This is a genomic window from Arthrobacter sp. AD-310, from assembly GCF_054656615.1.
In genome coordinates this window covers 58,537-80,333 of record NZ_BAAHNO010000009.1, presented here as the reverse complement: position 1 = coordinate 80,333, position 21,797 = coordinate 58,537, and the positions used below count along the sequence as shown (strand labels likewise).

Here is a 21,797-nt window from a genome sequence, read left to right as displayed (position 1 = left end):
AGTCTAGGCCCCGACCGGGACCACCCCCGCGGACATCACGCAGCACGCCGCCCGGGCCCCTACCGGATGTCGGCGGCAGGGCGTATCGTGCCGACATGGACGCGATCCCAGCCCGCCCTTTCGACCCCCTGGCCGGCGTCCGCTCGGCAGCCGAACCCGGGTTTGACGTCCTCCTGGCCGGAACGGTCTTTCAGGACATCATTTTCACCGGCCTGCCGCACAGCCCCGAACCCGGCACCGAAATCTGGAGCGACGGCATGGGCAGCTGCCCAGGCGGCGTGGCCAACCAGGCCATCGCGGCGGCACGCCTGGGGCTCCGCACCGGACTGGCCGCGGCGTTCGGTGACGACGGCTACGGTGACTTCAACTGGAAGATCCTCTCCAGCCAGGAACACGTGGACCTCAGCCTGTCCCGCCGGATCTCGGGCTGGCATTCCCCCGTGACCGTCTCCCTCTGCGTGGAGAAGGACCGGTCTATGGTGACCCACGGCCACGCCGCCCCGGTTACGTCCTCGGAACTGATCGGCACCCCGCCGCCGGCGCTCGCGGGCATCGCCGAGGTGGGGGTTGAGGTGGAGCCCTGGGCGAAGGAGGCACACCAGGCGGGCGTTAAGCTGTTCGGCGACGTCGGCTGGGACCCGACGGGCGAGTGGGCGCCGGTCCGGCTCGACAACCTGCAGTACTTCCACGCGTTCCTGCCCAACCAGCGCGAGGCCATGGCCTTCACCGGCAAGGACGACCCCTGGGCTGCCCTCTACGCTCTGGCCGACCGCGTCCCGGTGGCCGTGGTGACCCTGGGACCACAGGGCGCCATGGCGGTGGATTCGGAAACGGGGGAGGAGGAGTGGGTGCCGTCCCTGCCGGTCAAGGCCTTTGATCCCACCGGTGCCGGTGACTGCTTTGACGCCGCGTTCATCGTGGGCAGCCTGGCCGGCTGGCCGCTGGGCAACAGGCTGCGGTTCGCCAACCTCTGCGCTTCACTGGCCGTGCAGGAGGTGGGCGGTTCACTCGCCGCGCCGGGCTGGGGAGACATCGCGGATTGGTGGAAACGTGCCAACGCCCGGCCGGAACGGCAAATGAGCCAGTGGCTGCGGCGCTTCGGCTTCCTCGAGGACATCATCCAGGACGTGCCGCTCGCCGCGCAGCGCAGGGCGGCGGCCACTATCGCGCACCTTTCGGACGCCTGACGCACGACGCCGGCACTCGGCTTAATCAGCAAAGCTTGTCAATCAGCGAAGCCGGGTGCCGGCGTCGAACCTTCCTGCCCGCCCGGCGCCGCAGGACACTGCGGTTCCGGGAAACCGCCCCGGACCGCCGTGATTATTCGGCGGGAAGCCCCGGCACTAGAATCACTAAGGTGACTTACCCTGCAACACCCGGTGATTTCAGCGCTTCCCCCGGCCCGGACACCCGCCACGAGCGGTCCGCCGTGATCGACCTCGAAGCGATCCGGCACAACGTCCGCCGGCTCGCCGCGGCCGCCTCCCCGGCGAAAGTCATGGCCGTCGTTAAAGCCGACGCCTACGGGCACGGAGCTGTTCCCGTCGCGCGCGCCGCGCTCGAAGCCGGTGCAGCCTGGCTCGGCGTCGCCCACATCTCCGAAGCCCTCGCCCTGCGGGCCGCCGGCATCGACGCGCCTTTGCTCGCCTGGCTGCACACCGTGGACAGCAACTTCGGCGCGGCAGTGGCCGCGGGCATCGACATCGGCTGCTCCGGCTGGGAACTGGACCAGATCGTGGCGGCCGCCAGGGAACAGGAACGTCCCGCGCGCGTGCACCTGAAAGTGGACACCGGGCTGGGCCGCAACGGCGCCACCCTGGACACATGGGACCACCTGGTGGGCGAGGCGATGGAGTACCAGGACCAGGGCCTGCTGCGCGTGGTGGGGATCTTCTCCCACCTGGCCGTCGCCGACGAACCTGAGCGCCCCGAAACGGACGAACAGCTCGCCGCCTTCCGGGAAGCACTGGCCGTGGCCGAGGACGCCGGCGTGGACCCCGAAGTCCGGCACCTGGCAAACACGCCCGCCACCCTTTCCCGGCCGGACACGCACTTCGACCTGGTCCGCGTGGGCCTCGGCATCTACGGCCTCTCGCCCTTTGACGGGCAAAGCTCCGCGGAACTGGGCCTCCGCCCTGCCATGGCGCTGCGGACGGTGGTGTCCCAGTGCAAGGAGGTGCCGGACGGGCAGGGCGTCTCCTACGGCCTTCGCTACCACACGAGCGGCCGCAGCACGCTGGGCCTCATCCCCGTCGGGTACGCCGACGGAATTCCGCGCGTCGCGACCGGCGGCCCCGTCCGGGTGGCCGGGCGGACCTATCCCGTGGTGGGCAGGATCGCCATGGACCAGATGGTCATCGACCTGGGCGAAATCGGATCCGCGGGTGCCGCGCTGCTGGGGGCGGAAGCTGAACTCTTCGGAAACGGGGACGACGGCGGCCCCACCGCCGACGACTGGGCCCGCGCCGCCGGGACCATCAACTATGAGATCGTGACCCGGATCAGTCCGCGCGTCCCGCGCCGATTCATCAACGAAGTGGACGCGTCCGGCGCCGGCCACGCCGCCGTCCTGCACCGGGAAGGAGCCGCATGACCGGCGTCGCCCATACGGCACCCAACTGGGAGAAGACGTTCACGGCGACGACGGCGGACCAGACCTCCGCGCTGGCCCTCCGGCTCGCCAGGCTGCTGGAGGCCGGGGACCTGCTGGTCCTCTCCGGCGAGCTGGGTGCCGGCAAGACCACCTTCACCCAGGGACTGGGGGAGGGGCTGGGTGTCCGGGCGGGGATCATCTCGCCCACGTTCGTGCTGGTCCGCATCCACCCCAACCTGCCGGACGGACCGCGGCCGGGCGGCCCGGACCTGGTCCATGTGGACGCCTACCGCCTGGGCTCGGCCGCCGAGATCGACGACATCGACCTGGAAAACACCATGGACAGCTCCGTGACAGTCGTTGAGTGGGGACGTGACCGGGTGGAGCACCTGAGTGAAAGCCGGCTCGAAATCGACCTGCACCGGGCGGTTGGGCTTGCTGGTTCCGGGCACGTTTCCGGGGCGGGCGCCGGTGCCCCGTCCGCTGCTGGTGCCCTGTCCGCTGCTGGTGCCCCGTCCGCTGCCGGGGCGCTGCCGGAAACCCTCGACTTCGACGAGGACGAAACCGACGAGCCGCGCACCATTGTGATGCGCGGATACGGGCCCCGGTGGCAGGCTGCCCCGGACCTGGGTCCGGCCGAAGGGAACCACTGATGCTGATCCTTGCCATTGACACCTCCGCCGTGGCCAGCGCAGCCCTCGTCTCGGATGACGCCCTGGAAGGCGTGGTGGCCAGCTTCTCCACCGAGGACACCCGCAGCCATGCCGAGGTCCTCGCACCCGGCATCGAGGACATGCTCGCCACGGCCGGCGTCACCGGACGGGACATTGATGCCCTGGTGGTCGGTGTCGGCCCCGGTCCTTTCACGGGGCTGCGGTCCGGCATCGCGACCGCCCGCACCCTCTCCTTTGTGTGGGGCAAGCCCCTGCACGGACTCATGAGCCTGGACGCCGTGGCCCTGGAAGTGGCCGAGTCGACGGCCGCCGTCGCGGATTTCCTGGTGGTGACCGACGCCCGCCGCAAGGAGGTGTACTGGGCGCGCTACAGCCTGGCCGCCGGCCAGCTGCCCAGACTTGACGACGGGCCGCATGTCGGCTTCGCCTCCGACCTGCCGGACCTGCCGGCGTTCGGCGCCGGCGCCGGGCTCTACGCTGACGCCCTGCAGGCCAACCCCGACTTCGCGCTGGAGCAGCCGGACGCCCTGTACCTGGGCCAGTTCGCGCTTGCCCGGCTCGCCGCCGGCAACGGCCTGCTCGACTCCACACCGCTGTACCTCCGCGAATCCGACGCCCAGGTCCCAGGGCCCCGGAAGCGGGCACTGTGAACGGCATACACCCGGACAGCGTCCCGGAGTCCCGCCCTGCTGGGATCACCATCCGCGACATGACCCTCGAGGACGTCCCCGCCGTCAATGCCCTGGAGCAGCAGCTCTTCCCCGTTGACGCCTGGCCGCTGCAGATGTTCCTCGACGAACTGGCGCAGCCCGAAACCCGCCGCTATTTCGTGGCCGAGGCCGGCGAAGGCATCGTGGGCTACGCCGGGCTGATGTGCATCGAGCCGATCGCCGATGTCCAGACGATCGCCGTCGTGCCCGGATACGAAGGCCAGGGCATTGGCAGCACCCTGCTCTCGGGCCTCATCGATGAGGCACGGCGCCGCAAGGCGGCGGACGTGCTCCTGGAAGTCCGTGCGGACAACCCCCGCGCCCAGCGCCTCTACCTGCGGTTCGGCTTCGAACAGATCCACGTCCGCCCCCGCTACTACCGCGACGGCGTCGACGCGCTGATCATGCGGCTCCAGCTCATCGGCGACGGGGAAATACCGGAAGGAATGCAGCAATGAACCGCACCCGGCCACTGGTCCTGGGCATCGAATCCTCCTGCGACGAGACCGGCGTCGGCCTGGTCCGCGGCACCACCCTGCTGACCAACACCGTCTCCTCCTCCATGGACGAGCATGTCCGGTTCGGCGGCGTCATCCCGGAGATCGCCTCCCGGGCCCACCTGGACGCCTTCGTCCCCACGCTTCAGCAGGCACTGGCCGACGCCGGCGTGACCCTGGACGACGTTGACGCCATCGCCGTCACCTCCGGGCCGGGACTCGCCGGCGCCCTCATGGTTGGTGTCTGTGCCGCGAAGGCCCTGGCCGTGGCCACCGGTAAACCGCTCTACGCCATCAACCACCTGGTGGCGCATGTGGGCGTGGGCCTGCTGGACGGGAAGGACGGCAAAGCCCCGCAGCTGCCCGAAAACCTGGGGGCACTGCTCGTATCCGGCGGGCACACCGAGATCCTGCGCATCAACAGCATCACCGACGATGTGGTGCTGCTCGGCTCCACGATCGACGATGCCGCCGGCGAGGCCTACGACAAGGTGGCCCGCATCCTGGGCCTCGGCTACCCCGGCGGCCCGGCGATCGACAAAATGGCCCGCACCGGAAACCCGAAGGCGATCCGCTTCCCGCGCGGCCTCAGCCAGCCGAAGTACATGGGCACCGCCGAGGAACCCGGCCCGCACCGCTACGACTGGTCCTTCAGCGGGCTGAAGACCGCCGTCGCCCGCTGCGTTGAACAGTTCGAAGCCAGCGGACAGGAAGTGCCCGTGGCGGACATCGCCGCCGCGTTCCAGGAAGCCGTGGTGGACATCATCTCGTCCAAGGCTGTGCTCGCCTGCCGGGAGCACGGCATCAAGGACGTGCTGTTGGGCGGCGGGGTGGCGGCCAACTCGCGCCTCCGGGAGCTGACGGCCCAGCGCTGCGCATCGGCCGGGATCAGCCTGCACGTGCCGCCGCTGGACCTGTGCACGGACAACGGCGCCATGGTGGCCGCCCTCGGAGCCCGGCTGGTGATGGCAGGGGTGGCCCCCAGCGGCATCGGCTTCGCCCCGGACTCGTCCCTGCCCGTCACCTCGGTGTCCCTCCCGGCCTAAGCCGGCCTGCCGTCGCGGGGCACTTTGGAGGCGCCGCCGTCGTAAACCACGACCGGGACCGGCGTGTCCGTGTCAAAGTGCCCCGTCTCGGGGTGGAGGGGTCAGGCGGTGGGGCCGTTCCGCATCTGCTTGACCAGGTCCAGCACCACGGCCTGCAGGTCGCCGCCGCTTTCGGCCGCCACGCGGCGTTGCCGCTGGTATCCGGCCCCGCGGCTGATGATCTTCTCGACGTCGGCCAGCTCATCGGAGCAGCGCAGCTTGGCGGCGACCGGCTCCAGCCGGTTCAGGGTCTCGAGCAGGTGCTCGGTGACCAGCTGTTCCTTGCCGGCGGCGTCGAGGATGATGATGGCGTCCATGCCGTATCGGGCCGCACGCCACTTGTTTTCCTGGACGTGCCACGGCGGCATGGTGGGGATGCTGCCCCCGTTGTCCAGGGTGGTGGAGAATTCGTCCACCAGGCACTGGGTGAGCGCCGCGATGGCCCCGACTTCCTCCAGGGTTGCCAGGCCGTCGCAGATGCGCATCTCGATGGTGCCGAGGGCCGGCACGGGACGGATGTCCCAGCGGATCTCGGAGATGGTGTCGATGACCCCGGTGGTGAACATGTCCTGGACGTAGGACTCGTACTCCTCCCAGGACGGGAACTGGAAGGGCAGCCCGGCCGTAGGCAGCTGCTGGAACATCAGCGCACGCTGGGAGGCGTAGCCGGTGTCCTCACCGCCCCAGAACGGGCTGGACGCGGACAGCGCCTGGAAGTGGGGGAAGTAGTTGACCAACCCGTCGAGCACCGGCAGGACCTTGTCCCGCCGGTCCAGGCCCACGTGCACATGCACGCCGTAGATCACCATCTGCCGGCCCCACCACTGCGTGCGGTCAATCAGCTTGGCGTAACGGGCCTTGTCCGTGACTGGCTGCAGCTGCGGCGGGCTGAACGGATGGCTGCCGGCGCAGAAAAGTTCAACGCCCATTGGATCGGTGATCTCCCGGACCGCGGCGAGGGACCGGCTCAGGTCCTCCTTGGCCTCGGCGGCGGTCTCGCAGATGCCCGTGACCAGTTCCACCGTGTTCAGCAGCAGTTCCTGCTTGATGTGCGGGTGTTCGTCATCCTCGTTCAGTTCCGGATGGCGGGCGGCCACGCCGCGGAGGACCTGGTTCGCCACGGAGGCGAGTTCACCGGTTTTGCCGTCCACCAGCGCGAGCTCCCATTCGACGCCAAGGGTGGATTGCCTCGAGGCAGCGAAGTCGATCTTCACGCGTTTCCTTACTGTCCGGTGGCCGCTGGCTGACGCCGCTTCCGGGCAGCTGCCGGCGGGCGGACGGATGTTTCAAGTCTATAGCGCAGGGGTAGCCTAGTAACGATGTCCCCGTTCCAACACCTGCGTGACAGTCCACACAAAACCCTTCCCCTTCTCGCCGCGGCCACCGCTGTGGCACTCGCCTCCTGCACCGCCTCTCCAGGCACGGCACCGTCGTCGCCGGCTGCCAGTGCGGCACCCTCCGCTTCCGCCTCGCCTTCACCAACACCGCGTACGACGCCGTCCCGCACCAATGCTCCGCCGTCACCTGAGCCGGGTTCCCGGCCCCTGGGCTGGGGACCCGAGCAGCGCGACCAGGACGCGGCCACGGCCGCGGTCGCCGATATGACGGTGGAGGAAAAAGCCGGGCAGGTCCTCATGCCGTTCTACCCCGGGAACCAGGTGGAAGCCCACGCCGCCACCATCCAGCGGCTGCACCTCGCCGGAACGATCATCATGGGCGACAACGTCCCCAGGGATCCCCAAGGCCGGGTGGACACGGCAGCGATGGCCGCCATCAACCAGCGGCTTGCTCAGGCCACTGCGGCCGACGGCGATCCCTGGCCCGGGCTCATCGGCGTGGACCAGGAAGGCGGGTTGGTGGCACGGCTGGGTCCGCCCCTGACCGAGTGGCCTGCCCCCATGAGCTATGGCGCGGCGGGCAGCGAAGCGCTGACCCGCGAGGCCGGCCAGGGACTTGCCGGCGAGCTGGCATCGTTGGGCTTCAACGTTGATTTCGCCCCGGACACCGACATCACCATGGGCCCCCAGGATCCCACCATCGGGGCCCGCTCCATGTCCTCCGACCCGGCCGTAGCCGCTGTTCACGGTGCGGCATTCTCGCAGGGCATGCTGGCCGCCGGTGTGCTCCCGGCGGTCAAGCACTTCCCGGGGCACGGATCCGTGACGGCCGACTCCCACCAGAGCCTGCCCGTCCAGCCTGCGGGCGTCGAGGAACTAAAGGCCAAGGACTGGAGACCCTTCCAAACCGCCATCGAGGCCGGCATGCCGATGGTGATGACCGGACACATCGCCGTGCCCGCGCTGGAACCGGGCGTCCCGGCGTCGCTCTCCGCCCGTACCTATGCGGCACTGCGCGGACTTGGATTCAAAGGCGTGGCCGTGACGGACGCCCTCAACATGGGGGCAGTGACCAAGCAGTACCCCGGCGGAGCCGCTGCGGTCATGGCCCTCGCCGCCGGCGCCGACCTGCTGCTGATGCCGGCCGACGTCGCCCAGGCACACGCCGCGATTGTCGCCGCCGTCAAGGGCGGAACCCTGCCGGCCGAACGGCTGGACGAAGCCGCCCGGCGGGTGGCCACGATGATGGCCTGGCAGGGCAGGCGTGCCGCCGCAGGAATTCCAGCCGGGGCCGCCGCTCCGGTCGCGGCACGAGTTTCGGCAGCGGCCGTGACTGTTGTGTCAGGGCCGTGCACCGGACCGCTGGTGCCCGGCGCCGTCCGGGTGTCGGGCGGCGCGCCGGGGGACAAGGAACGTTTTGAGGCCGCGGCCGCACGCGCCGGGCTTGCCCTCGGTTCCGGGCCGCTGGTCAACCTCATCGGGTACGGCGGCCGTCCCGCCGGCGGGGACATTGAGGTGGCCCTGGACGCGCCCTGGGCCCTGGCAGGATCGCCGGCGCCGGTCAGGCTGGCCCTGTACGGGCGCAGCGAGGCCGCGTTCGACGCCCTCGCCGCCGTCCTGGCAGGCAAGGCGGCCGCCCCCGGGAACCTGCCGGCCGCCGTCGGAAACATCCCTGCCGGGGCCGGCTGCCCTTAATCTGCCAACCAAGTCGGGTGGGACCGAGTTTAATGGTCGGGTGCCCATTCTGAATAAAGACATGACCCTCTGCATCTCCCTGTCGGCCCGCCCCAGCAACAACGGGACCCGGTTCCACAACCACCTCTACGAACAGCTGGGGCTGAACTGGATCTACAAGGCGTTCGCGCCCACCAACCTGGAGCAGGCCATCGCCGGGGTCCGCGGGCTGGGTATCCGCGGGTGCGCCATCTCGATGCCGTACAAGGAGGACGTCATCGCCCTCATCGACGAGATGGACCCCTCCGCCAAAGCCATCGACTCGGTCAACACCATCGTGAACACCGACGGCCACCTCAAGGCCTACAACACTGACTACACCGCCATTGAACAGCTGCTCGCCAGCAATAAGGTGCCCACGGATTACACGGTCCTGGTCCAGGGTGCCGGCGGCATGGCCAAGGCTACCGTGGCGGCGCTGCGGGACGCCGGTTTCAAGGACGTCACCGTGATCGCGCGGAATGAGGCCACCGGGCGGGCGCTCGCGGACCAGTACGGCTTCGAGTGGCGGGAAGCGCTCGACGGCGGCACGGCGGACCTGATCATCAACGTCACGCCCCTTGGCATGGCGGGAGGGACGGAGGCCGGAACCCTGGCTTTCCCGGCCGAAACCATCGAGGCGGCGAAGCTGGTCTTTGACGTCGTGGCCCTGCCGGCGGAAACTCCGCTCATCCAGGCTGCGCGCGCAGCCGGGAAACCGGTCATCACCGGCGCCGAGGTGGCAACCATCCAGGCCCTGGAGCAGTTTGTGCTTTACACGGGTGTCCGGCCCGGCGCGGATCAGGTGCGTGCTGCCGAGGAGTTCATGCGGGCGCAGTAGCTGCCCGTGCCCGTGCCAACGGCATAGGAGTGCCTACTGCGCGGGCGCCGAGCTGTCGGGCACCGGGTCCACGACGACGGCCACCCGGTCCTCCCCGATGCGGGTCAGGACCAGGGTGGCGGTCTTCCCGGCACCTTTCTGTCCCGGGTTCCTGCCTGCGTTTTTCCCGGTGGGCAACAACTGCTTCCGCAGTTCTTCCGGGGTAACCGCGGTGCCGCGCTTCTTGATGTCCAGCACGGTGATGCCCTCCTGCTTCACCCACGCTTTGAGCGCCTTCACGTTGTAGGGCATCACCTCCCGCACCCTGTAGGCCTTGGCGAACGGGGTGTCCATCAGTGTGGGCGCGCAGATGTACGCGATGTGCTCATCCACCAGATGCCCGCCAAGCTCCAGCGCGACGTCGGCCACGAGGCCGGCGCGGATAACCGCGCCGTCCGGTTCATACAGGTATCCCTCCACGGGGCCCAGCGGGGCGGCCGGACCGGCGCCAAAGTCTTCACCGCTGGTCAGTTCCGCTGCACCGGACGGGCCAAGCACCAGGGCGGAACGCCGCACTCCGGGGCGGCGGACGGCGTTGAACCACAGCGCCACCTCGGTCACGTCGCCGGCCACGGACACCCACTGCGCCTCGCAGCCCTGGGGCACCAAGTCGTGCGGCATGCCCGGCCCCATCTTCACACCCACAGCCTTGCCTGATTCCGCGAGGGATTCCACGAAGGACAGCGGCGGCGAAAACGCCTCCGGGTCCCAGATGCGCTTGGTACCCGATGTGGACGTGACCCGGCGGGCGGGGTCCAGCCAGACGCCGTCGATCCCCTCAAGGTCAACCGCCGTGGCGTCCGCGTGGACCACCCTGGCGTTCGGGAACGGAATGAGGTTGACCGTGGCGCAGGCCGCCGTCGTCTCATCCATTTCCACCGCGGTGACGTTCAGGTCAAGCGAGGCCAGGGCCAGGGCGTCGGCGCCGAGGCCGCAGCCCAGGTCCGCGACGTCGGCCACACCGGCAGCGGCGAACCGCTGCGCGTGCCGGGCGGCAACGTTCAGCCGGGTGGCCTGCTCCAGCCCGGCCTGCGTGAACAGCATCTGCCGGGCGAATTCACCGAACTTGGCCTCCGCCTTCGTGCGCAACCGTGACTGGGTCAGGACGGCGGACACCAGCTCGGGGGAGTGGCCGGCCTTGCGGAGGGCGGAGTTCAGCTCGAAGGATGAGTCTTCCCGGTAGGGCCCAAGGGATGCCAGCAGCTCCCAGCCTTCAGGGGTGAGCAGCGGTGCGATCTGGTCCTGGGGAGCTTGGGGCATGGGTTCCAGCCTAGTGGAGGAGCGTGCGGCGGGGATGCCGATAATGTTGAAACCATGGAAGACACCGCAGGCCCCCAGCAGTCCGGAGAAGACCAGCCCACGGACCGGGGTCCTGCCAGGTATGCCCGCCCCGCTCTCATCGCGGCGTCCGTGATTGCCGTCGTGTGCCTGGCCCTGCTGGTGATCATCTTCTTCCTGGACACGTTCAACGCCACCGTCTACTCGGTGGGCGGCAGCAGCATCGACGACGACACCCAGGAAGCCCGCGACATCCGCGGCCTGTACACGGGAGCCCGGGCCGGCAGCATCGTATTCCTTGTGGCATCCCTTCTGGTGGCGGCTGCGGCGGCCGTTCTGTTGTACCGCGGCAGGAATCAGGGGACGCGGGACTCCGACGGCGGCGAGGACGTCGACTTCGACGACCTGGGCCGCTGAGGCTTCTGCCCCGCACTGGTCAGCAGCACCCCTGAGATCACCAGGACTCCGCCCACCACCTGCGCCACGGTGATGGGCTGGCCCAGCAGCACCGTGATGACGGCCGTGAAGACCGCGATCAGGTTCAGGTAGTTCCCCGCGTTCGCTGCGGTGGTCCTTTTCAGTGCCAGGTTCCACAGCAGGTAGGAGCCCAGCGACGGGAACAGGGCGATGAACGCCAGCGACCAGCCTTCAGCGGGGGTGGAGGGCAGCCCGGCGCCGGCAGCGGCCGCGACGGGGGCCAGGACGACGACGGCCATGGCCACCTGCACGGCGGTGGAAGTAATGGCCGGCAGCGCGAGCCGCCGGGCAATGATCGTGTAGAAACCCCAGACGGTGATTGCTGCCAGGATCAGCAGCTCGCCGGCGTTGACCGAGAAGGTCAGCAGCCGCTGGAAGTCCCCTCCGGTCAGGACCAGCAGCACGCCGGCCAGCCCCATCCCGATGCCCAGCCAGCTCACAGGCCGGGGCCGGTCCTTGAGCAGCACAACGGCCAGCACCAGTATCAGGGCAGGGTTGGCAGCCGTCACCAGGGATGCGTTCAGCGCTGACGTGTGCTGGAGCGCGCTGTAGAGCAACAGGGTGTAGCCGCTCATGCCCAGGGCACTCAGCAGCAGCAGGGTTGGCCACCTGCGGAGCACGGCATTCCAGTCCGGCCGGTCGATCGCCTGGGCCAGGAGGAGCAGTGGTACGGCAGCCAGGACCCAGCGCCAGAAGGTCAATTGAAGGGGTGACATGGTTGCCATGGCGGCGTGGCCCACCACGAAATTGCCGGCCCAGAAGAGATTGGCAAGGATCAGGTATACCGCAGCACGCACCGCACCAATCTACCTGCCGGTTGTTCTCCAATGACGAAACGCTGGCACTCGCCTTGACCGAGTGCTAACCCGCACATAGAGTCTTCATTAGCACTCTCCCTAGGAGGGTGCTAACACATGAAGAGCTGCCAGCCAGGCTGCTGCCGGCACCGCGACGACGGTTGCCAGCCACGGCAATCAGCTTTCCAGTCCACGAATTTGCTGACGAAAAGGAGAGGTCCGAGTGTCGGTCTCTATTAAGCCTCTTGAGGATCGTATTGTTGTCCGCCCGCTCGAAGCCGAGCAGACCACGGCTTCCGGCCTGGTGATCCCGGACTCCGCACAGGAGAAGCCCCAGGAAGGCGAAGTTGTCGCAGTTGGCCCCGGCCGCTTCGAAGACGGCAACCGCGTACCGGTCGACGTAGCCGTCGGCGACGTCGTCATCTACTCCAAGTACGGTGGAACCGAAGTCAAGACCGGCGGCACCGAGTACCTCGTGCTGTCCGCCCGCGACGTCCTGGCGATCGTCGTCAAGTAACTTTTTCGGATCCCCGTGCCGCCGTCCATGCTCCGAGCTGGCCGGCGGCGCGGGGTTCTGTCTTGAAAGGACACAACCATGGCAAAGCAGCTTGCGTTTGAAGACGCTGCCCGCCGGTCGCTTGAGGCCGGCATCGATAAGCTCGCCAACACCGTCAAGGTGACGCTCGGCCCGCGCGGCCGCAACGTTGTCCTGGACAAGAAGTGGGGCGCGCCCACCATCACGAACGACGGCGTCACCATCGCCCGCGAGGTGGAACTGGACGACCCGTACGAGAACCTTGGCGCCCAGCTGGCCAAGGAAGTCGCCACCAAGACCAACGATGTTGCCGGTGACGGCACCACCACCGCCACGGTCCTGGCCCAGGCGCTGGTCAAGGAAGGCCTGCGCAACGTTGCCGCCGGCGCTGCCCCCGGCCAGATCAAGCGCGGCATCGAGGTTTCGGTTGAAGCCGTCGCTGCCCGCCTGCTGGAAAACGCCCGTCCCGTCGAGGGCACCCAGGTTGCCAGCGTCGCCTCCATCTCCGCGCAGAGCGACGAGGTGGGCGAACTGCTCGCCGAGGCCTTCGGCAAGGTGGGCAAGGATGGTGTGATCACCATCGAAGAGTCCTCCACCACCCAGACCGAACTGGTCCTCACCGAGGGCATGCAGTTCGACAAGGGCTACCTGTCGCCGTACTTCATCACGGATGCGGACCGCCAGGAAGCTGTCCTCGAGGACGCCCTCATCCTGATCAACCAGGGCAAGATCTCCTCGCTGCAGGAATTCCTGCCGCTGCTGGAGAAGGCGCTGCAGGCGTCCAAGCCGCTGTTCATCATTGCCGAGGACGTCGACGGCGAGGCGCTGTCCACGCTGATCGTCAACCGCATCCGCGGCACGCTGAACGTCGTGGCCGTCAAGGCTCCGGGCTTCGGCGACCGCCGCAAGGCCATGCTTCAGGACATCGCCACCCTCACGGGTGCGCAGGTTGTCTCTCCGGAACTGGGCCTGAGCCTGGACACCGTCGGCCTCGAGGTGCTCGGCACCGCCCGCCGGATCACGGTCACCAAGGACAACACCACCATCGTGGACGGTGCCGGATCCGCCGAGGACGTCTCCGCACGCGTTGCCCAGCTCCGCGCGGAGCTGGCCCGCACGGACTCCGACTGGGACCGCGAGAAGCTCCAGGAGCGCCTGGCCAAGCTGGCCGGCGGCATCGGTGTCATCAAGGTCGGCGCCGCCACCGAGGTTGAACTGAAGGAAAAGAAGCACCGCATCGAGGACGCTGTTTCCTCCACCCGCGCCGCCCTCGAAGAAGGCATCGTGTCCGGTGGTGGTTCGGCCCTGATCCACGCCCTCAAGGCACTGGATGAGGATCCGGCCGTCCAGGCCCTCGAAGGTGACGCCGCTGCCGCCGTCGGCATCGTCCGCCGCGCGTTGACCCAGCCGCTGCGCTGGATCGCCCAGAACGCCGGCTTCGACGGCTACGTCATCGTGGCCAAGGTTGCCGAGCTCGAAGCGAACCACGGCTTCAACGCCAAGTCCGGCGAGTACGAGGACCTGATCGCCGCGGGCGTCATCGACCCCGTCAAGGTCACCCGCGCCGCCCTCCGCAACGCAGCCTCCATCGCAGCCCTGGTTCTCACTACTGAGACCCTGGTTGTCGAGAAGGCCGCCGAGGAAGACGAGCACGCAGGCCACAGCCACTAGCTCATCAGGCTGTCAGCAACAACAGACCCCCGGCCGCGTGCCGGGGGTCTGTTGTTTTTCCGGCCGGTGGTGGGCTTGTCGAAAGACGGCTATTTTTGCCGGGCCTCCTGAACCGGGCAAGGAATTGTCGGACCCTCTTGGCATGCTTGGTTCATGGAAAGCGGAGCAGTCATCGCCGGGGAGTTCCGGGGCGTGGAGGGCATGGCCTCGGTTGCGGCTGGTGTTGCGTCTGTGGCTGGTTTCGTGGACGAGCTTGCCGGTGTTGTCGCTGGTAACACCCGGTCTGGGGCCGCCACTGATTCTGCTGATCGTTCGGCCTGTGGTGATCCGTTGCGGGAGTTTTCTGATGCATGCCTGGACGGGCTGGCAGTGATCGCACGTCTTGAGGCCGCCACGGCGGCGGTGAAGGTGCGCCTGGTGGACGGCCACGTGGGTGCTGTGGCCGGGATGCAGGACCCGGCGTCCGGCCCGGAGTGGGTGAAGGGCCGGGAGATGGCTACGGTGGCCGAAGTCGCGTGTGTGCTGACCATTGGTGAGCGTGCCGCCGGTGCCCTGATCGGAGAATCGCAGGCGTTGACGGGGTCGTTGCCGGCGGCGCTGGACGCGTTGCAGGCCGGCGAAGTGTCGTGGCAGAACGCCAGGGTCCTAGTGGACGAAACCACAGGCCTGGACCCTGCCGCGACGGCAGCCCTTGAGGCGCATTTCCTGAACCCCGATGTCCTGGGTGCGGGCCCTGAGGGTTTGGCGGGCGGGTTGCCGCCGGCGCGGCTGCGGGGCAAGGTGCGGTCGTGGCGGGAGCGGCTGCATCCGGAGTCGATTGAGGCCCGGCACGCCAAGGGGATGACGGAGCGGCGGATGGAATGCACCCGGGACCGGGACGGGATGTCGTGGCTGTCGTTGCATATTCCGGCGGACCGGGCGTCAGCGATCTGGAACCGGACCACGGCGATCGCCAGGGGCATGCAGGGCCCGGACGAACCACGCACCCTGACCCAGCTCCGCCCGGATATCGCCGTGGACCTGCTGCTCGGCGCGGGGTTCATCCCCGCCGAAAACACCAGCACCGGCACCGGGAGCGGTGCCGGCAACAGCAGCAGTTCCGGCATTGGGGTCGCGGCGGTTGGTGGAGGGGATCCGGGCGGGGGGATTGGCCACGCTAGCGTGTCCGTGTCACCCGATGAATCAGAATCAGTCCCGGGAGCGCCCGCGATTCCTGCTGGTTCCGGGGGCGGTGCCGTGGCTGGCGGGTTCCTAAAGTTGGGGAAGGCGCCGGCGCCGCGGGCGCAGGTGCTGGTCATGGTGCCGGTGTTCTCGCTGCTCGGGGCCACGGATGAACCGGCCATCCTTGACGGGCACGGCCCGATTCCGGCGTCGATGGCCCGGAAGCTGGTCGCCGAGGGGGCGGAGTCGTTCTACCGGGTGCTGGTGGATCCGCGGGACGGGGCGCCGCTGGAGATCGGCCGGACCAGTTACCGGGTCTCGGAGGCGCTGCGGCGGTGGCTGCGGTTGCGGGACGGTAAGTGCCCGTTCCCGGGCTGCAGCAACAACTCCCTCGACAACGAAGCCGACCACCTGCTGGCCTGGCAGCACGGCGGCAGTACCGGGGGCAGTAACCTGGGACAGCCCTGCCCGAAACATCACCGGATGAAACACACCTCCGGCTGGCAACCCACCCCGGCGACCATGAATGAACCGCCCGGCTGGATCTCACCCGCAGGCCGGTACTACGCCAGCGAACACCAGGACTGGCAACCACCCCACTGGCCACCAGGACTCCTACCCCACGAGGAATCAAGCCCGCCACTGAATGGTGAGCTGCCCGGCGCTGTACATGCCCTTGCGCCTGCGCCGGGAGCTGGCCCGGGTGAGCCCTTACCCGTTGAGCCGTTCACGGATGAGGACCCACTATTCCAGGAACCACCGGGGGACCACATGATCGACGAGGACGACCTCCCACCCGACCACGAGGCCTGGGACATCCTCTACACCATGCCCATCACCCTGCCCCCCGGACCCTACAAAGACCCGAAACCGGCACTCACCTGAAACGAAACCTCAGGCCTATGCCCCTGCCATGTCCTGCGTTTCGACTTCGCCCGCTCGCTCGTACACCAGCGACACCGCACCTTTCGGGAAGGAGCGTGCCGGCTCGGCGAGGCGGAACGTGGCGGGAATCGTCCCAGCGTCGAAGAGGCGCTTGCCCTGGCCAAGGGTGACCGGATAGAGCCAGAGCCGGAGCCGGTCGAGCACGTCCGCCTCCAGCAAGGACCGGATCAGGACGCCGCTGCCGAACATGTGCACCTCGTTGTACTGTTCCCGGAGGCGGCCTGCGGCGGCTGCATCGGGGAGCACGGTGGTGCCGGCCCAGCCGGGGTCGCTGAGGGTGTTTGAGACGACGTACTTGGGCACCCGGTTGAGCGTGTTGCCGATGTCATCGGACTGATGGGGCCAGAAGCCCGCGAAGATGTCATAAGTCTTCCGGCCAAGGAGCAGCGCGTCGATCCGGCTGATCTCCGCCTCGATGGACCTTTCCGACTCCTCATCCGACACCGGCGCCTGCCAGCCGCCGTACGCAAAGCCGGCTTCGGTGTCCTCTTCCCGGCCGCCAGGCGCCTGGTACACGCCGTCAAGGGTGATGAACAGGTTCGCGACAATGATGCCCACGCGCCAATTCTGGAACGGCGTCCCGGCCCTGTCCAGAGGCGGCTGCGTGGCAGACTGGTCGCATGTTGCTCGACGAGCTTGTCAGGACTGCGGAAGCGGTCGCGTCCACCCGCTCCCGGCTCGCGAAGGTTGCCGCATTGGCGGACCTGCTGGCGCGGCTGGACCCGGGCGAGATTGCGACGGCGGTGGGCCTGCTGGTTGCCAGGCCGCGGCAGGGCCGCGTCGGCGTTGGCTGGCGCAGCGTGGCTGCCGCCAAGGAGGATCCTGCGGCGGCGCCGGCGCTGACCATTGCCGATGTTGATGCTGCACTGGACCGGTTACAGGCGGCCGGAGGGGCCGGATCGGCAGCTGACCGTGCCGCCATCCTGTCGGGGCTGATGGGGTCGGCGACGGCGCCTGAACAGGCCTTCATCGCAGGGATACTGCTCGGTGAGCTCCGGACAGGCGCGCTTGAAGGTGTGTTGACGGATGCCGTCGCCCGCGCCGCCGGCCGGCCGGTCGAGGCCGTGCGCCGGGCCGCAATGCTCTCCGGCGACCTCGGCGGCACCGCCCTCCTGGCGCTCACCGGCACTGCGGAAGACCTCGCAGCAGTCGGCCTCGTTGTCGGCCGGCCTGTGCAGCCCATGCTCGCCGCAACGGCGGCCACGGTGGGGGAGGCCTTGGAGACCACGGGCGAGGCCTCCGTGGAGTTCAAGCTCGACGGCGCCCGCATCCAGGTGCACCGCGCAGGGGATGAGGTCCGCATCTACACCCGCACCCTCGCCGACGTGACCCACCGGCTGCCCGAAGTGGTGGACGTGGTGCGCGGCCTGCCGGCCCGGGACGTGATCCTCGACGGCGAAACCCTCGCCCTCGGCGAGGACGGCGCGCCGCGGCCGTTCCAGGAAACCATGTCCCGTTTCGGCGCGGAGGCCCCGCGCACCACGCTCCTGCATCCATGGTTCTTCGACGTGCTGCACCTTGACGGCCGCGACCTGCTCGACGAGCCGCTCTCCACCCGGCTTCGCGTCCTGGAGCGGCTCGCCCCGGCCCACCGCATCCCGGGGCAGGTCACAACCGATCCGGACGTTGCCGCGCAGGTGTCGAAGGACGCCCTCGCCGCCGGCCATGAAGGCGTGATGGTGAAGGCCGTTGGATCCACCTACGCCGCAGGCCGCCGCGGCTCCAACTGGATCAAGGTGAAGCCGGTGCTCACCTACGACCTTGTGGTGCTCGCCTGCGAGTGGGGCTCGGGACGGCGCACCGGGCTGCTTTCGAACCTGCACCTGGGCGCCCTCGACCCGGCCGGCGAGTTCGGTCCACCGGGAGGTTACGTGATGGTGGGCAAGACCTTCAAAGGCCTTACTGACGAGCTGCTCCGGTGGCAGACGGAGCGGTTCCAGGAACTTGAGGTGCGGCGCACCGCCGGCACCGTCTGGGTTGAACCCGTCACAGTGGTGGAAATCGCGCTCGACGGCGTGCAGCAATCGTCCCGCTACCCGGGCGGCATTGCCCTCCGGTTCGCCCGCGTCAAGCGCTACCGCGACGACAAGGCAGCGGCGGAAGCTGACACCATCCAGACCCTCCGCGAACTGCTGCGTTCCTAGCCGACAGCCTGGCAGAAGGCCGCTTGTGCCCTGCCACCGGCGGGCGTACGGTGGCGCTAAGGCACCGCCGGACGGAGAGTACGACGGCGGCTGGCTGGCTGGGTGGGTACCGGAAGGAGGCCACGGTGTCAGCTGAAACGGGAATCGACCAGGGCCGGTCAGCCTTCCGCGAGCACCGGTGGACCGACGCCTTCGAAAACTTCCGTGATGCCGACCGGCGGGGCGGTCTCCCCGCGGTTGACCTCGAGCGGCTCGCCACCGCTGAAATCCTGACCGGCAGCGCCGTAAGCGGGCTGGACTCACTCACCCGCGCCCACGAGGAATACCTGGTGGTCGGGGACGTATCCGGTGCCGCCCGGTGCGCCGCCTGGATGGCCCTGCACCTGACCAACGTTGGAGAGGCCGCACGTGCCGGCGGCTGGCTGGCCCGGGGGCAGCGGCTGGTGAACGAACTCGCCGAACCGGACAGCGTGGCGGGCTTCCTGCTCATCCCGCAGTCCCTTGGGAGGCTGTATGGCGGTGATCCGCAGGGTGCGCTGCAGCTGTTTTCCCAGGCGGGGGAGATCGGCCGCAGGTTCCAGGACAGGGACCTTTCCGCGCTCGCCCTGCTTGGCTCAGGCCAGGCGACGTTGGAACTGGGCCGTCCCGAGGAAGGCCTGCGGATGTTCGACGAGGTTATGGTGGCCGTCACCGCCGGGGAACTGTCCGCGGTGCCGTCAGGGATCGCCTACTGCGCGGTGATCGGAAACTGCCACGTGGCCTTTGACCTGGAGCGCGCCCTGCAATGGACGGCAGCCCTTGACAGCTGGTGCCGTGCCCGGCCGGACATGGTCGCCTTCAGCGGCCAGTGCCAGGCACACCGGGCGGAACTCTTCAAGCTGCACGGGGCTTGGGACGAAGCCCTTGAGGCCGCCGGCGCGGCGCAGGACCGTTCCGCCCGGGGCGACCCCCAGGCCCGTTATGGCGGCTACTACCAGCAAGGGGAAGTGCAGCGGCTGACGGGACAGCTGGACCTGGCCGAAGCGTCCTACGCACAAGCGGCCACAAGCGGGTACGAGCCACAGCCCGGCCTGGCCCTCCTGCTGCTGGCCCGCGGGGAGTCCGGGCAGGCGCAGGCGATGATCCGCAGGGCAGCGGCAGTGGCGGATGTAGCCACCCGCAGGCACGTGTTGCCCGCGCTCGTGGAGATCGAACTGGCGTTGGATGACCTTCCCGCAGCGCGGGAGGCGGCAGACGAACTGGCCCGCTTCGCGAAGGACTGCCCCAAACCCATGGTGCGGGCAGTGGCGCACCAGGCCGGCGGCGCTGCCCGGCTGGCGGAAGGCGACCCCGCCACCGCGTCAAGGGACCTGCGGCAGGCCTGTCACCTGTGGCTCGATCTGGGTGTGCCGTACGAGGCCGCACGCTGCCGCGCACTTCTGGGACGCGCATGCCGGGACCTCGGTGACGAAGCCTCCGCGCTGATGGAATTCGACGCGGCGCACGCCGCGTTCCTCGAACTGGGCGCCGCACCCGCGGCCGCCTGGACCGCGTCGCTCATGGGGAAGGCCGACGGCGCTGCGGCCGGTCCGCTGACGGCAAGGGAAGCGGAGGTGCTTCGCCTGATCGCTTCCGGCCAGGGCAACCGCGCCATTGCGGCGTCGCTGTTCCTCAGCGAAAAGACCGTGGCGCGGCATGTGAGCAACATCTTCCTGAAACTCGGGCTCACATCCCGGACCGCGGCCACCAGGTACGCCTTCGAGCACGGACTAACGGACGGGCCTGGGCAAAATTACCCACTCCGCCGCGGAGCACAATTACACGATTAGCCCGACGCGGCAGCCAAAGCACCGGCCCTAGCCTCAAAGCATGAACCTTCCACTCCTTGCCGGCATGCTGTCCACGGCGCTGTTCGCCATAGGAATGCTGCCAATGCTGGTGAAAGCCGCCCGCACGAGGGACCTTGCTTCCTACAGCCTGGGGAACCTGGTCCTCAGTAACGTGGCCAATGCCGTGCACTGCATCTACGTCTTCCACCTCCCGGCCGGGCCCATCTGGGTCCTCCACCTCGCCTACGTCCTCGCGTCCGCGCTGATGCTGGCATGGTGGCTGCGTTACCGGGACCCGGACAGCGAAGGCAGCCGAAGCGGGTCACCGGGGCGCCGGGAGGGCTCAGCTGCAGGCATCCACCTCAGTGAAACAGGAGCACAGCCATGAACAACAGCCACGTGACCGGCATGCTGGACACGATCATCATCGGCGGTGGCCAGGCGGGCCTGGCCCTCGGCCGCCAGCTGAAGGAACAACAGCGGAACTTCGTCATCCTTGACGCCAACGGGCGCACCGGTGATGCCTGGCGCCAGCGCTGGGACTCGCTGCGCGTCTTCACCCCTGCAAAGTACGACGGCCTGCCGGGCGATCCCTTCCCGGCGGACCCGCTGTCCTTCCCCACCAAGGACGACGTGGCCGGCTACCTCGAAGGCTACGCCGAACGGAACGCCCTGCCGGTGCTGCACAACACGCGGGTGGAGCGCCTTTCCCGGAACGACGGCCATTTCGTGGCTGCGTCGAACGGCCGGCGCTGGGAGGCGCGCAACGCCGTCGTGGCCACCGGAGTCAGCCAGGCACCCAAGGTCCCCGCCTTCGCCCGGGACCTGGCACCCGCCGTAGTCCAGCTCCACTCAATGGACTACCGGAACCCGGGGCAGTTGCAGGACGGTCCGGTCCTCGTCGTGGGGCTGGGAAACTCGGGCGCGGAAATCGCGCTCGAAGTGAGTCGGACGCACAACACCACCGTTGCCGGAAAGCCCAGCGGCGAGCTCCCGGTAAAGCACGGCCGGGCGGCCGCACGCTTTGCCCTGCCCGTCATCCGCTTCCTGGGCCTGCACGTGCTCACCCTGGGCACGCCGCTGGGACGCAAGGCCGCTCCCACTTTCAAGGCACACGCAACGCCCTTGATCCGGACCAAGACCAAGGACCTGGCGGCAGCCGGTGTTCAGTTGGTGCCGCGTGTCACTGGCGTGGAGGACGGGCAGCCTGTCCTGGCCGACGGCACCCGCCTGGCGGTCGCCAATGTGATCTGGTGCACCGGATACCGGGACGACTTCAGCTGGATCGATCCTGACCTGCTCGACGGCGGTGCGCTGCCACGTCAGCACCGCGGCGTCGCCCTGGATGTCCCCGGCCTGTTCTTCCTGGGACAGGAATTCCTTTACGCTGCGGCCTCCGCCACCCTCCCGGGTGCAGGCCGCGACGCACGGTACCTGGCCGCGAAGATCCCTGTCGTATGAACCCGGAAGCACGCTGCCGATTGGCCCTGGG

At 68.7% G+C, this 21,797-nt stretch carries 20 protein-coding genes; 16 read left to right on the top strand and 4 right to left on the bottom strand.

The window, feature by feature from the left end; genetic code table 11:
- The first annotated feature begins 95 nt into the window (after positions 1–95).
- From ACYQ1Z_RS06115 to tsaD, 6 genes are all read left to right on the top strand, one after another.
- Positions 96–1,187 carry a carbohydrate kinase family protein gene (locus ACYQ1Z_RS06115; RefSeq protein ID WP_459791611.1) on the top strand — a complete coding sequence of 364 codons (1,092 nt, stop codon included), beginning with the start codon at positions 96–98 and terminating at the stop codon, positions 1,185–1,187.
- 170 nt (positions 1,188–1,357) lie between these two features.
- Positions 1,358–2,593, top strand: a complete 1,236-nt coding sequence (gene alr, locus ACYQ1Z_RS06110) for an alanine racemase (protein WP_459791610.1) — start codon at positions 1,358–1,360, stop codon at positions 2,591–2,593.
- On the top strand, positions 2,590–3,246 hold the full coding sequence (tsaE, locus tag ACYQ1Z_RS06105) for a tRNA (adenosine(37)-N6)-threonylcarbamoyltransferase complex ATPase subunit type 1 TsaE (protein ID WP_459791609.1): 657 nt from the start codon (positions 2,590–2,592) through the stop codon (positions 3,244–3,246). Before alr ends, tsaE begins: the two co-directional genes overlap by 4 nt.
- The gene (gene tsaB / locus ACYQ1Z_RS06100; RefSeq protein WP_459791608.1) at positions 3,246–3,917 is read left to right on the top strand and encodes a tRNA (adenosine(37)-N6)-threonylcarbamoyltransferase complex dimerization subunit type 1 TsaB; all 672 of its coding nucleotides are present in this window, start codon (positions 3,246–3,248) and stop codon (positions 3,915–3,917) included. The genes tsaE and tsaB overlap by 1 nt, the downstream gene beginning before the upstream one ends.
- Before the next feature lie 59 nt (positions 3,918–3,976).
- Positions 3,977–4,435: a ribosomal protein S18-alanine N-acetyltransferase gene (gene rimI / locus ACYQ1Z_RS06095; protein WP_459791688.1), complete on the top strand. Its 459-nt coding sequence runs from the start codon at positions 3,977–3,979 to the stop codon at positions 4,433–4,435.
- Positions 4,432–5,520, top strand: coding sequence for a tRNA (adenosine(37)-N6)-threonylcarbamoyltransferase complex transferase subunit TsaD (tsaD, locus tag ACYQ1Z_RS06090; RefSeq protein ID WP_459791607.1), 1,089 nt, complete (start codon positions 4,432–4,434; stop codon positions 5,518–5,520). Before rimI ends, tsaD begins: the two co-directional genes overlap by 4 nt.
- Before the next feature lie 101 nt (positions 5,521–5,621).
- Here the strand turns inward: tsaD and ACYQ1Z_RS06085 are convergent, their stop codons facing one another.
- A complete protein-coding gene (locus ACYQ1Z_RS06085; protein ID WP_459791606.1) occupies positions 5,622–6,773 on the bottom strand; it encodes a glutamate--cysteine ligase in 1,152 nt (383 codons plus the stop codon).
- A 387-nt stretch (positions 6,774–7,160) separates the two neighbouring features.
- Between ACYQ1Z_RS06085 and ACYQ1Z_RS06080 the strand changes: the two genes are divergently transcribed.
- Positions 7,161–8,591, top strand: coding sequence for a glycoside hydrolase family 3 N-terminal domain-containing protein (locus ACYQ1Z_RS06080; RefSeq protein WP_459791687.1), 1,431 nt, complete (start codon positions 7,161–7,163; stop codon positions 8,589–8,591).
- 40 nt (positions 8,592–8,631) lie between these two features.
- Entirely contained in the window at positions 8,632–9,450 is an 819-nt protein-coding gene (locus ACYQ1Z_RS06075; protein WP_459791605.1) for a shikimate 5-dehydrogenase, read from the top strand.
- 33 nt (positions 9,451–9,483) lie between these two features.
- On the opposite strand, the gene ACYQ1Z_RS06070 is transcribed toward ACYQ1Z_RS06075, so the two are convergent.
- Positions 9,484–10,749, bottom strand: a complete 1,266-nt coding sequence (locus ACYQ1Z_RS06070) for a class I SAM-dependent methyltransferase (RefSeq protein WP_459791604.1) — start codon at positions 10,747–10,749, stop codon at positions 9,484–9,486.
- 54 nt (positions 10,750–10,803) lie between these two features.
- Between ACYQ1Z_RS06070 and ACYQ1Z_RS06065 the strand changes: the two genes are divergently transcribed.
- Positions 10,804–11,184 carry a hypothetical protein gene (locus ACYQ1Z_RS06065; protein WP_459791603.1) on the top strand — a complete coding sequence of 127 codons (381 nt, stop codon included), beginning with the start codon at positions 10,804–10,806 and terminating at the stop codon, positions 11,182–11,184.
- Here the strand turns inward: ACYQ1Z_RS06065 and ACYQ1Z_RS06060 are convergent.
- Positions 11,124–12,041 carry a DMT family transporter gene (locus tag ACYQ1Z_RS06060; RefSeq protein WP_459791602.1) on the bottom strand — a complete coding sequence of 306 codons (918 nt, stop codon included), beginning with the start codon at positions 12,039–12,041 and terminating at the stop codon, positions 11,124–11,126. The genes ACYQ1Z_RS06065 and ACYQ1Z_RS06060 overlap by 61 nt on opposite strands.
- 223 nt (positions 12,042–12,264) lie before the next feature.
- On the opposite strand from ACYQ1Z_RS06060, the gene groES reads away from it, so the two are divergent.
- The 3 genes from groES to ACYQ1Z_RS06045 all read left to right on the top strand — a co-directional run bounded on the left by groES (position 12,265) and on the right by ACYQ1Z_RS06045 (position 16,293).
- The gene (gene groES, locus ACYQ1Z_RS06055) at positions 12,265–12,558 is read left to right on the top strand and encodes a co-chaperone GroES (protein WP_003805290.1); all 294 of its coding nucleotides are present in this window, start codon (positions 12,265–12,267) and stop codon (positions 12,556–12,558) included.
- A gap of 78 nt (positions 12,559–12,636) precedes the next feature.
- Entirely contained in the window at positions 12,637–14,247 is a 1,611-nt protein-coding gene (groL, locus tag ACYQ1Z_RS06050; protein ID WP_459791601.1) for a chaperonin GroEL, read from the top strand.
- A gap of 153 nt (positions 14,248–14,400) precedes the next feature.
- A complete protein-coding gene (locus ACYQ1Z_RS06045; protein ID WP_459791600.1) occupies positions 14,401–16,293 on the top strand; it encodes an HNH endonuclease signature motif containing protein in 1,893 nt (630 codons plus the stop codon).
- Between the two features lie 15 nt (positions 16,294–16,308).
- Here the strand turns inward: ACYQ1Z_RS06045 and ACYQ1Z_RS06040 are convergent, their stop codons facing one another.
- On the bottom strand, positions 16,309–16,911 hold the full coding sequence (locus tag ACYQ1Z_RS06040) for a dihydrofolate reductase family protein (protein ID WP_459791599.1): 603 nt from the start codon (positions 16,909–16,911) through the stop codon (positions 16,309–16,311).
- Positions 16,912–16,973: 62 nt separating this feature from the next.
- On the opposite strand from ACYQ1Z_RS06040, the gene ACYQ1Z_RS06035 reads away from it, so the two are divergent.
- The 4 genes from ACYQ1Z_RS06035 (at position 16,974) to ACYQ1Z_RS06020 (ending at position 21,766) form a co-directional block, all read left to right on the top strand.
- Positions 16,974–18,497 carry an ATP-dependent DNA ligase gene (locus tag ACYQ1Z_RS06035; RefSeq protein WP_459791598.1) on the top strand — a complete coding sequence of 508 codons (1,524 nt, stop codon included), beginning with the start codon at positions 16,974–16,976 and terminating at the stop codon, positions 18,495–18,497.
- 125 nt (positions 18,498–18,622) lie between these two features.
- Positions 18,623–20,305: a LuxR C-terminal-related transcriptional regulator gene (locus ACYQ1Z_RS06030; RefSeq protein ID WP_459791597.1), complete on the top strand. Its 1,683-nt coding sequence runs from the start codon at positions 18,623–18,625 to the stop codon at positions 20,303–20,305.
- A gap of 40 nt (positions 20,306–20,345) precedes the next feature.
- On the top strand, positions 20,346–20,693 hold the full coding sequence (locus ACYQ1Z_RS06025; protein ID WP_459791596.1) for a hypothetical protein: 348 nt from the start codon (positions 20,346–20,348) through the stop codon (positions 20,691–20,693).
- Positions 20,690–21,766 carry a flavin-containing monooxygenase gene (locus ACYQ1Z_RS06020; protein WP_459791595.1) on the top strand — a complete coding sequence of 359 codons (1,077 nt, stop codon included), beginning with the start codon at positions 20,690–20,692 and terminating at the stop codon, positions 21,764–21,766. The genes ACYQ1Z_RS06025 and ACYQ1Z_RS06020 overlap by 4 nt, the downstream gene beginning before the upstream one ends.
- Positions 21,767–21,797 lie beyond the last annotated feature (31 nt).

What these genes read in the sequence shown, in the direction of transcription:
- ACYQ1Z_RS06115 (WP_459791611.1), top strand. Translation starts at nt 96, where the DNA reads ATGGACGCGATCCCAGCCCGCCCTTTCGACCCCCTGGCCGGCGTCCGC.
- tsaE (WP_459791609.1), top strand. Translation starts at nt 2,590, where the DNA reads ATGACCGGCGTCGCCCATACGGCACCCAACTGGGAGAAGACGTTCACG.
- tsaB (WP_459791608.1), top strand. Translation starts at nt 3,246, where the DNA reads ATGCTGATCCTTGCCATTGACACCTCCGCCGTGGCCAGCGCAGCCCTC.
- rimI (WP_459791688.1), top strand. Translation starts at nt 3,977, where the DNA reads ATGACCCTCGAGGACGTCCCCGCCGTCAATGCCCTGGAGCAGCAGCTC.
- tsaD (WP_459791607.1), top strand. Translation starts at nt 4,432, where the DNA reads ATGAACCGCACCCGGCCACTGGTCCTGGGCATCGAATCCTCCTGCGAC.
- ACYQ1Z_RS06080 (WP_459791687.1), top strand. Translation starts at nt 7,161, where the DNA reads ATGACGGTGGAGGAAAAAGCCGGGCAGGTCCTCATGCCGTTCTACCCC.
- ACYQ1Z_RS06070 (WP_459791604.1), bottom strand. Translation starts at nt 10,749, where the DNA reads ATGCCCCAAGCTCCCCAGGACCAGATCGCACCGCTGCTCACCCCTGAA.
- ACYQ1Z_RS06065 (WP_459791603.1), top strand. Translation starts at nt 10,804, where the DNA reads ATGGAAGACACCGCAGGCCCCCAGCAGTCCGGAGAAGACCAGCCCACG.
- groL (WP_459791601.1), top strand. Translation starts at nt 12,637, where the DNA reads ATGGCAAAGCAGCTTGCGTTTGAAGACGCTGCCCGCCGGTCGCTTGAG.
- ACYQ1Z_RS06045 (WP_459791600.1), top strand. Translation starts at nt 14,401, where the DNA reads ATGGAAAGCGGAGCAGTCATCGCCGGGGAGTTCCGGGGCGTGGAGGGC.
- ACYQ1Z_RS06035 (WP_459791598.1), top strand. Translation starts at nt 16,974, where the DNA reads ATGTTGCTCGACGAGCTTGTCAGGACTGCGGAAGCGGTCGCGTCCACC.
- ACYQ1Z_RS06025 (WP_459791596.1), top strand. Translation starts at nt 20,346, where the DNA reads ATGAACCTTCCACTCCTTGCCGGCATGCTGTCCACGGCGCTGTTCGCC.
- ACYQ1Z_RS06020 (WP_459791595.1), top strand. Translation starts at nt 20,690, where the DNA reads ATGAACAACAGCCACGTGACCGGCATGCTGGACACGATCATCATCGGC.